The sequence below is a fragment of the Thorsellia kenyensis genome (genome assembly GCF_042432445.1).
Taxonomy (GTDB): domain Bacteria; phylum Pseudomonadota; class Gammaproteobacteria; order Enterobacterales; family Thorselliaceae; genus Thorsellia; species Thorsellia kenyensis.
Genome location: NZ_JBHLXE010000064.1, coordinates 1 through 3,794 on the forward strand (window position 1 = coordinate 1; position 3,794 = coordinate 3,794).

The window sequence follows — 3,794 nt, forward strand, 5'->3', positions numbered from 1 at the left end:
CCCCTGCTGATAAACGCTCAGGTAAGGATGTGGCTAAATTACAGAAAAGACAAGAGGTAATGAACCACAAGAAAGAAAGCCATCCTAATAGATGGGCTAAAGGGCATATACGTGATTGGAGTCCAATAACTAAAGTGACGCTTAATGAAATGCCTGAAAAGGAAAAAACAAACGGTGTAGCTTAGTATGTGAAAATTATAAATAACTAACAACTATCTTGACAAGTTCCGCAATCAGCTGCTCTTTATCGAGTTGCTTAATTTCCTCTATATTGAATGGTTTTGATTGATTTTTCATAGGTTTAATTATACCAAAATTAATCACTTAAATAAATAAAAACAACAGCTTACTTAACTTTTAAGTGATAAGAAATGACGATTTTTAGTGTTTAAAATTAGCTAAATTTAACCCTTCAATTTTAGAAAAATCGAACCCTTTACACAGCCAATTAAATTGCTCTTGTGTCAAAATCAGTTCAGATTGTTCAGTTTGAAATTTAGGGAAATTACCTTGGTGTAATTTGCGTTGACATAACCGTATTAACACGATGAACACATCTATTTTTTAAATTTAGAGCTTCTGGACAGTTAGTCATTCAACAAAGGATGGTATTACTGGGGAATCCGAGAATTGAAGATTAAATTACCTATTTAACTGCCTGGAGAAGATCTGGATTAACACAAAGGCAATACTGTGAATTACATCAATTAAATTGGAATACATTTAAAAGTTGTGCAGCTGCTATTGGAATTTTTAGAGAATATTTTACCCACGATCATTATACAGCTACAGATAAGGCTTACTGATAATTTTCAGTAGCTTAAACCTGCATCTTGATTTAGATTGGGTTTATACACTATAATCATTTACATTTTATTCAAGAACAAATTAGGAAGTTATTATGTATTGGAATATTCCACCGGTTCCCAAAAGGAGTTCACCAGTCCCTTACAATTTATTACGTTGGTTATTATTAATAATAATAGTTGGAGTTCTTTCATTTTATTTACTACTAAAGTTGAAAAATTTCGGTTTTGATAGCGAACAAATGCGAATAGCTAAATTAATTATTATATTTTTATTTTGCTTTATTTTGTTTTTCACAATTGTATTCATAATTTCAATAGCAGTGATTAATTTTAATCGTAGATTAGAAATTCGGGATTTTAATGAACATCAACGCTACTGGTCTCAATGGGCTCAACGTAAGCTACCGCTTTTAAGTTTTAGTGCTTATTTACCATCAAAAATCGACCAAAACTTAATTAAAAAAATAGCTGGGATAGAAGCTAATGTAACTGATAAATATAAAATTGATAAACAAATGGATGAAAAAAAGTTAATACCCGGTATTTCGCATTAAAAAATCATTTGTGCTAAATTTGCACTAAATTGTATGTTATTCGACATATATTGTATCTGCATCGAAAACACTAAGTGAAATCCCCAAAAAGACGCTATTATTTGGTTATTTTCATATATAAATCATTGATATTTATTAATAATTATGTTTTTGCTGCACAGCTATTTCGAGTCGTTTCACCCAAGATAAAATAGTGTGCTTTGTTCAACCAATTTGACTAAACTTGGTACATCGCGAGGTAGTCTTCACCAAGTATTTTTAAGATCAAATTAACCTCCTTAGGAAGCTTTGTTAGTTGCTGTTTTATTGCATTATTATTGCGGGTCTGAATGAGTGAAATGTGCCTAAATAATTTAAAAACGTACTTGGCTGTGGGCTTGTTTGTTAGCTTGTTACAATGCCCCCTAATTTGACTCCCTGAACGCTGTAATTGAGTTCTGATCTCATGTTGTACCGCGCAGTAAACCATAATGCAGACTGTCTTGAGCATCAATAATGACTCAATACGATGCGGCGTATGCAAGTAAATTGAATTGGCAAAAAAAGAGGGGTCTTTCAACAACCTAAAGCCACTTTCAACTTTCTCTTGTGATTTATATCGGTCTAATAGGCTCAGCATGTCCATTTCTTCACTTAAGTCATTAGTTGCAATGATAAACATACCGAGTTCTGAACTGGCCTTTACTACAGCTTCCTCCGATACAGAGCCAGTGACATTTACCTTGTATTTGTAATGCGTTGGAATATCATTGTTCTTAGGTCTACCTTGTTTTTCGTAGCACTTCACTGGTGCTATTTCGAGTGAGTCATTGAGTTTTAGAAACTTGAATGACCGAGTCAATGCGGCCAGTGCTTTTCGAGCATCGCTCTCACAAGCAAAGCTTTCTTTAGTAAATTTTTCAAGCAGTTTCTCTTCCTTTTGAACGGTTTTGCTCTTATTTTTCTCAAATGTTTTTGATTGGGCGTAATGGGCTTGATCACTTTTAACAACTAACCATTTTTGTGGGATACCCCCATACTCAGAGTGAATAAATACACCTTGATACCCAGCCTTTATTTCCTCTAATTCCAGTTGATTTGCTTTATTGCAAGCTTCATGTGCCAAAGTTAATGTCATAGGGACTCGAGAGACAAAATGCTTGCCTGCTTGATGGGTCATCACTATATTTTCACGTGTATAGAAAGCTGAATCAGCCACGATGCATTGAACATCAGCAGCCGCCTTTAGGGATTGAATAATTTTTTTGAGCGCTTCAGGAAAGAGAATTTTGTCAGTTTGATTACCACTTTTCGTTACCATTGAAATGGGGATCCCCGCCTGATTTTCACAAATCAAGAGATGGACAAGCTGAGGTAAATCCGGCCTATGATCTCGACTGTATCCATGAGTTAGATTAATGCTTTCAATATCTTCATGCATCTTTTTGTGATACCGAGTCCCGTGGCAATGAATGCTTGTGCTATCAAGATTGATAATCTTGGGAAGTAAATTCAGTTTTTCCAATGTCGTCAGCGCAATGGTTTCATAAAGCTGATTAAGCCCTGCAGAATGTAGCTCATCTAACAATCTAGAAATAGCGTCACGATTAAAATAGGAGGCCTTGATGTTTTTGCTTTTAAATAATCGATTAAGGGGGAGATTAGCGAGGTATTTTTGGATTTCATAAATAGGGGTACCACACCCCATATCAAGCCCATTTAACACCATTGCAAACGCGAGTTGGCCATAGGTGAGTTTATGCTTGCGCTTAGGCTTGGGCAATGAGGTATCTATGATTGAGATAAAAGAAATAGCGTGTAAAAAATTAGCTAGAAGGCCTAAGTGATCTAATTTATAAATATTGGGATTTGACATGATATTATCGCCTAAATGCGATAATAGATCAAAATTACACTGATCTGTCAATAGGTGATTGATTTTAAATTAAATATTTAGATATTTATCACAAAAAAACAGCCGATAGTTGATTTTTTAACCTAAAATAAAAGATTTCTTAATGCGCAATATGGGTAATACATTCAATTTTAAGAAATTTACTGAGTGATCAATTTGATATTGTGAATAATCTTTTATCTAATAAAAAAATTGATATTTTTTTAAATACTACAAATTATCATTTAACAGCTGATACATTTCAAGCACTCTGGTTAGAATCAGCATTTTCATCGGACCAATTAGGTGATGTAATTCAGCAGAATAAAAGTATGACTCAATTCTTTACTGAGTTTTATGCAAATTCCTCTGAAAGATTCGCAATTATTATTACTTTAGATAATCTTACAACCGGAGAGTTATACAGTAGTGCCTGGTTAATTCATAACGCTGATTATTTATTAGATAAAAAAATCCCTATTTTAGCTTATTTGTAAGCATCCGAGGAACGCATCTAGAGTAAGCCTATAAATTCACTAAAATAAGCATAGTTTCAAC

At 33.7% G+C, this 3,794-nt stretch carries 4 protein-coding genes and 1 pseudogene; 4 read left to right on the forward strand and 1 reads right to left on the reverse strand.

Going from position 1 to position 3,794, the window contains the following annotated elements; genetic code table 11:
- The 3 genes and pseudogenes from ACFFIT_RS05680 to ACFFIT_RS05685 all read left to right on the forward strand — a co-directional run.
- Positions 1–185, forward strand: a pseudogene (locus ACFFIT_RS05680) (hypothetical protein); the annotation flags it as partial.
- A 456-nt stretch (positions 186–641) separates the two neighbouring features.
- Positions 642–806 carry an IS66 family insertion sequence element accessory protein TnpA gene (gene tnpA / locus ACFFIT_RS13330; RefSeq protein ID WP_446697448.1) on the forward strand — a complete coding sequence of 55 codons (165 nt, stop codon included), beginning with the start codon at positions 642–644 and terminating at the stop codon, positions 804–806.
- Between the two features lie 95 nt (positions 807–901).
- Positions 902–1,363, forward strand: coding sequence for a hypothetical protein (locus tag ACFFIT_RS05685; protein ID WP_385876685.1), 462 nt, complete (start codon positions 902–904; stop codon positions 1,361–1,363).
- Positions 1,364–1,580: 217 nt separating this feature from the next.
- Here the strand turns inward: ACFFIT_RS05685 and ACFFIT_RS05690 are convergent, their stop codons facing one another.
- The gene (locus tag ACFFIT_RS05690) at positions 1,581–3,218 is read right to left on the reverse strand and encodes an IS1634 family transposase (protein ID WP_385876686.1); all 1,638 of its coding nucleotides are present in this window, start codon (positions 3,216–3,218) and stop codon (positions 1,581–1,583) included.
- Positions 3,219–3,421: 203 nt separating this feature from the next.
- On the opposite strand from ACFFIT_RS05690, the gene ACFFIT_RS05695 reads away from it, so the two are divergent.
- Positions 3,422–3,733, forward strand: coding sequence for a hypothetical protein (locus ACFFIT_RS05695; RefSeq protein ID WP_385876687.1), 312 nt, complete (start codon positions 3,422–3,424; stop codon positions 3,731–3,733).
- Positions 3,734–3,794: the final 61 nt, after the last annotated feature.